Annotated in this window: 6 protein-coding genes and 2 pseudogenes; all 8 read left to right on the top strand. The window is 73.4% G+C overall.

Translation table 11 applies throughout. The features are described 5' to 3' along the window. Positions 1-371, top strand: a pseudogene (locus tag DQW85_RS27895) (right-handed parallel beta-helix repeat-containing protein); the annotation flags it as partial. Continuing rightward, on the top strand, positions 368-787 hold the full coding sequence (locus DQW85_RS27890; RefSeq protein ID WP_113702866.1) for a cupredoxin domain-containing protein: 420 nt from the start codon (positions 368-370) through the stop codon (positions 785-787). The pseudogene DQW85_RS27895 and the gene DQW85_RS27890, both read left to right, overlap by 4 nt. A gap of 275 nt (positions 788-1,062) precedes the next feature. Next, entirely contained in the window at positions 1,063-1,401 is a 339-nt protein-coding gene (locus DQW85_RS47105; RefSeq protein ID WP_240197469.1) for a hypothetical protein, read from the top strand. Positions 1,402-1,459: 58 nt separating this feature from the next. Beyond that, on the top strand, positions 1,460-2,056 hold the full coding sequence (locus DQW85_RS27880; RefSeq protein ID WP_113702868.1) for an RNA polymerase sigma factor: 597 nt from the start codon (positions 1,460-1,462) through the stop codon (positions 2,054-2,056). Next, on the top strand, positions 2,049-3,254 hold the full coding sequence (locus tag DQW85_RS27875; RefSeq protein WP_113702865.1) for a CU044_5270 family protein: 1,206 nt from the start codon (positions 2,049-2,051) through the stop codon (positions 3,252-3,254). Before DQW85_RS27880 ends, DQW85_RS27875 begins: the two co-directional genes overlap by 8 nt. 43 nt (positions 3,255-3,297) lie before the next feature. Next, complete coding sequence (locus DQW85_RS27870; protein WP_113702864.1) at positions 3,298-4,230, top strand: CDP-alcohol phosphatidyltransferase family protein; 933 nt, start codon at positions 3,298-3,300, stop codon at positions 4,228-4,230. Continuing rightward, entirely contained in the window at positions 4,220-4,813 is a 594-nt protein-coding gene (locus DQW85_RS27865) for a gamma carbonic anhydrase family protein (protein WP_113702863.1), read from the top strand. Before DQW85_RS27870 ends, DQW85_RS27865 begins: the two co-directional genes overlap by 11 nt. A 66-nt stretch (positions 4,814-4,879) precedes the next feature. Beyond that, positions 4,880-5,143 (top strand): annotated as a pseudogene (locus tag DQW85_RS27860) (hypothetical protein); the annotation flags it as partial.

Below are 5,143 nucleotides of genomic sequence, written 5' to 3'. Positions count from 1 at the left end.
GGCTCGTCGCGGCCGGGAGCGCCGTGGGGGTGGCGGGCCTGGTGCTCGACGTGGCGTCGGCCGCCGTGGACGGCACGCGCCTGGCGGCGGTGGCGCTGCTGCTCGTGGCGGGCTGGTGGCTGTGCCTGGGCGTGGCCCTGCGCCGGGACCGGCCCGTGTTCGGCTGGTTCACGATCGCGCTGGGCACGCTGGCCGTGGCCGACGCCTACGACAAGGTGGTGCACCTGATCCCGGCGATCCCGGTGGGGCCCAGCTGGGTCCGCGGGATGCTCACCGGGGTCTGGGTGCTGTGCGCGGTCGTCGTCCTGGCGCCGCGGCGCGGCCGTACCGGGGAGGAGAAGGCGGCACCCGAAGCCGAGGTCCCCGCATGAGGCCCGCGCGGCTGAAGCGAGCCCTGAAGCAGGGTGTCATGTGCGGCCTGGTGGTGTGCGGGCTGGTCGCGGGCTGCGGGCCGTTCTCGCGGACGCATCGCGAGCCCGGCACCGGACACGCCGTGGCCACCTCGGCGCCCAGCCCGTCCGACGGCGAGGCCCGCGCGGAGATCAGCATCAGGAACGGCCGGGTCAGCCCGCCGCCGGGCTGGCTGGAGGTGAGGCGCGGCCAGACCGTCAGCATCACGGTGACCAGCGACGTGGCCGACGAGCTGCACGTTCACGGCTACGACCGCAGGGCCCCGCTCCGGCCCGGCGAGCCGGTCACCGTGCGGTTCGCGGCGGACCTGACCGGCGTCTTCGAGGTGGAGACGCACGGCGGCAAGCTGGTCCTCACCCAGCTGGCGGTGAGATGACCGAAACCGGGAACACGGCCGCGCCGGGGCCGGGATGAGCGGTCTGGCGGCGCACGGCGTGGGGGAGCGGAGCGATCTGCCGATCCCGCTGTTCTACGCCTACGCGGGCGCCTTCGCGGCGCTGGTGGTGTCGTTCCTGGCGCTCGGGCTGCTCTGGGCGGACTCCCGGTTCAGCGGCGACCGGGCAGGGCGCGTGATCACCCTGCGGTGGCCGGGCGGGCCCGCTCGGCCGCACGGCGCTCGGCACGTTCGGCCTCCTGGCGGCGATCGGCGCCGTGGGCGCGCTGTACGCGGGCTGCCTGGGGTTGGCGGGGCGCATCGGCGGGGTTCGCGGCCTGGCGCCGCGCTTCGCCCGCTCGCTGGTGCCGATCGCGCTCGGCTATCTCGTCGCCCACTACTTCTCGCTGCTCGTCATCGAGGGGCAGCGCGCGGTCATCCTCGCGCTGGGCCTCGACCTCCAGATCGACCAGAACGCCGTCGACCCGGCGCCCGGCCCGGGCCGTGGCCGGGCAGATCCCGCTGTTCGTGCTGATGCTCGGCTACAGGCTCGGCGGCCTCACCCTGCTGTTCGCCGCATGAGGCCGTCTTATCGGCCATATCCGGAAAAAGTGTGAAGAGTGATCGGCGTTCCGGCGGAATAGAGGTGTAACCCACAGAAGGGACACCATGCGCATGGCCGCTCCTCCGGACGTGCCTGTGGCAGCCGATGACGCCGCGCTCATCGAGCAGTCGTGGCACCACCCGGAAACGTTCGCCGCGCTGTACGACCGCTACTTCGACGAGATCCACCGGTACGTCGCCGGGCGGCTCGGCACGCAGATCGCGGACGACCTGGCCGCCGAGACGTTCCTGGTGGCGTTCCGGAAACGGCGGACGTTCGACGCCGCGCGGGGCGCCGTGCGGCCCTGGCTGTACGGGATCGCGACCAACCTGCTCGCCCAGCACAGGAGGAGCGAGACGCGCAGGCTGGAGGCGTTCCAGCGGGCGCCGGCGGGCGAGGTGGCGGACGGCGGGCACGAGGACAGGGTGACGGCCAGGGTGGCCGCCGCGAACGCACAGGGGCGGCTCGCGGCGGCTCTCGGACGCCTTTCCGCCGGCGATCGGGACGTTCTCCTGCTCGTCGCGCTCGCCGACCTGAGCTACGAGGAGGTCGCGCAGACGCTCGGCATCCCGTTCGGTACGGTCGGCTCCCGGCTCAACCGGGTGCGCAGGAAGCTCCGCGGGGCCTTGGGCGGCGTCAACCCCATGATCGGGGGGTTCGATGGATGAGCTGAACGGGCGGCCGGGCGACGCGGGCGAGGTGGCGGCGGTCCGCGACCTGCTCTCCATGCCCGCCCCCTCGCCCGAGGCCGTCGACGCCGGCCGGGCCAGGCTCCTGGCGACGCTGACCGCCTCACCGGCGCGGCCTGTGTCACCGGCCCTTTCGGTGTCACCGGCCGGTCCCGTGTCACCGGCGGCGCTGCTCCCCCTGTCACCGGCGCGGCGATGGGCGCCCCTCCGCAACGGCCTGGTCGGGGTGGTGGTGGCGGCCGGGCTGGCGCTCGCCGTCACCCTTCCGCCCGGCTCGCCCCTCCGCCTCTCACCCGTTCCCCCTGAGCCGGCCACCGCCGAGCCGGGCGCCAGGCAGGTCCTGCTGGCCGCGGCGAGCGCCATGGCCCGGGCTCCGTCCGACGGCGCCTACTGGCGCACCAGCGTGGTCACCGGGCAGCTGATCCTCTCTCCCGACCGCCGGTACGTCATCAAGCGCCGGTCCACCCGCGAGACGTGGCTCACCAAGGAGTACGCCGGGCGGGACCGCTGGACCGGCCGCTACCTCGGCGCCGCCCCCGCGACGCCCCAGGACGAGGCGGAGTGGCGCGCGGCCGGATCCCCGGCGAACTGGCGGTACCCGGCCGACGTCACCGGCCTGGGCCGCGTCTCATCTCGGGCGCTGGTGGAGTCGGCCCCCGGCGAGCCGCGGAACGGGCCGCACCGCGTCGGATGGCGGGACGCGGACGGCATCCTGACCAAGCGGCTCGTCACCTGGGAGGCGCTGCGCGCGATCCCGGCCGACCCCACGAGGCTGCGCGCCTTCCTGGTGACCCGCATCGCCGGCGAGAACGGCGCGTACGTCGGCCGCGAGATGGAGGCCGAGCTGCGAGAGAGCTGCCTGGAGATCATCTCCGGGCTGCCCGTCGCGCCCGAGGTGCGGGCCTCGGCGTACCGCATCCTGGCCTCGATCCCCGGCATGAAGGCGGAGGGACGCGTCACCGACCCGCTCGGCCGTACCGGGCAGGGCCTGAGCTACCGCGTCGTCAGGGAGGGCCGGCCGAGCGACGAGCGGCTGGTGATCGACCCGGCGAGCGGGCTGCCGCTGGCCGAGGAGACGACGAGCGCCGGCGAGGCCGTCGGCGGCCGGGACGTCCGGCTCGGGTCCTTCACCGCCTTCCAGGAGATCGGCTGGACCGACGAAGAACCCGCTCACTGATCCCACCCACCGGATACGGAGCTTGACGATGGCCTTGTGTGGCATGCCCGGATTCACGCTGGAAGAGGTGCGCGAGCGGACCTACAAGGCGCGTGACGCCTGGTGGACGGTGTTCCTGGTGGACCCGCTCGCCGGCCGCCTGGTGGTCGTGCTGGCGAACCGCACCTCCGTCAGGCCCAACCAGATCACCTGGGCCGCGTTCGTCCTCGGACTCGGCTCGGCCGCCTGCTTCCTGATGCCCGGCTGGGGGTGGCCGGCCGCCGGCGCCCTCCTGTACCACCTGAGCTTCGTCCTCGACTGCGTCGACGGGAAGATCGCGCGCCTCAAGGGCACCGGCACCGTGATGGGCGGCTGGCTGGACTACGTCTTCGACCGGATCCGCGTGCTGGCCTGCGCGCTGGCGCTCATGTGGGGCCGGTTCGAGGCAGGCGGCGAGGAGCTGTACCTGGTCCTCGGCGTCCTGGTCGTCTTCCTCGACATGCTCCGGTACGTGGACGCGCTCCAGGTGGCGAAGGTACGCCGCCAGATGCGCCGCCGACTGGACGAGGCGATCGAGGAGGCCACCGGCGTCCCCGCCTCCGCCCGCCCACGCCGGACAGGAGAGCCAGAGGAGCCCGGCGATACCCGCCCGGCGGAATCCGTGGACCTGCAGCAGAACTTCCGTGCGCGATTCGCCTGGTACATCCGCATCCGCGACTGGCTGCGCGACCACCGTGTCAGAGCGCATCTGGTCAGCGGCATCGAGTTCCAGATGGCGGTGTTCATCGTCGGTCCGCTCACCGGCGCGATCGTCCCGGTGACCCTCGGCGCGGCGGCGCTCCTGCTGGTGTTCGAGGCCGCGATCATGTTCAAGCTCTGGCTGTCCTCCCGCGACTTCACCAGGGCGCTCGCGGAGATCCGTTCGACATCGGTGCTGGCGGCGGTGTCACCGGCCGGTGATCGCGCGGCGGGTCTAGGCTCGGAGCATGTTGCTTGAGCATCGCGGCGGGAGGCCGGTGGTCCCCGAGTCCGCCTACGTCGCCCCGTCGGCCGTGCTCTGCGGTGCCGTCGTCCTGGGCGAACGGGCCCGGATCCTGCACGGCGCCGTGCTCACCGCCGAAGACGGCGAGGTGCGTACGGGCTCCGACGTGGTCGTGATGGAGAACGCCCTGGTGCGCGGCAGGGCGGGGCACCCCGCCGTGCTGGGCGACGCGGTGCTGATCGGCCCGCACGCCCACGTCAACGGCGCGACCGTCGAGGACGAGGTGTTCGTGGCCACCGGCGTGTCGATGTTCCCCGGCGCCGTCGCGGGCACGTGCTCCGAGCTGCGGATCAACAGCGTGCTGCACGCCAACTCCAGATTGGAGCCCGGCACCGTCGTCCCCATCGGCTGGATCGCGGCGGGCGACCCGGCGGAGCTGTTCTCGCCCGACCGGCACGCGGAGCTGTGGGAGAAGCAGCGCGACCTCGACTTCCCCGGCACCGTCTACGGTGTCCCGCGCGGCACGCCGATGCGCGTCATCATGGCGCGCCAGGCCGGCTTCTACGAGGCGCACAGGGAGGACCGGCTCCTCGACTGATCATCTCACCGGCCGCGGCGGAAAAGCGGTTGTGCCGGGCGGGGCCGAAGCCGGACGATCCTCCTGATGACCATCCGCCTGATGACCACTCTCCTGATGACCACTCTCTTGATGACCACCGACAATCCTCCAGGGGCGTCTCGCCCGCTCGCGCTCGTCACGGGCGTGGGCCGCACCGTGGGCATCGGCGCGGGGATCGCCCGCCGGCTGGCGGCGTCGGGCTGGGACATCGCCTTCACCTGCTGGACCGCCTACGACGAGCGCATGGCCTGGGGCGCCGAGCCCGGCGCGACCGGCGCGATCAGCCGGGACCTCGCCGCCCGCGGCGCG

Source organism: Nonomuraea lactucae (assembly GCF_003313395.1).
Classification (GTDB): Bacteria; Actinomycetota; Actinomycetes; order Streptosporangiales; family Streptosporangiaceae; genus Nonomuraea; species Nonomuraea lactucae.
Note: the sequence above shows the minus strand (reverse complement) of the source record. Positions and strands in the feature narration are given on the sequence as shown.

Coding starts and splice junctions, on each gene's coding strand:
- DQW85_RS27875 (WP_113702865.1), top strand. CDS start 2,049: ATGGATGAGCTGAACGGGCGGCCGGGCGACGCGGGCGAGGTGGCGGCG.
- DQW85_RS27865 (WP_113702863.1), top strand. CDS start 4,220: ATGTTGCTTGAGCATCGCGGCGGGAGGCCGGTGGTCCCCGAGTCCGCC.
- DQW85_RS27880 (WP_113702868.1), top strand. CDS start 1,460: ATGGCCGCTCCTCCGGACGTGCCTGTGGCAGCCGATGACGCCGCGCTC.
- DQW85_RS27890 (WP_113702866.1), top strand. CDS start 368: ATGAGGCCCGCGCGGCTGAAGCGAGCCCTGAAGCAGGGTGTCATGTGC.
- DQW85_RS27870 (WP_113702864.1), top strand. CDS start 3,298: ATGCCCGGATTCACGCTGGAAGAGGTGCGCGAGCGGACCTACAAGGCG.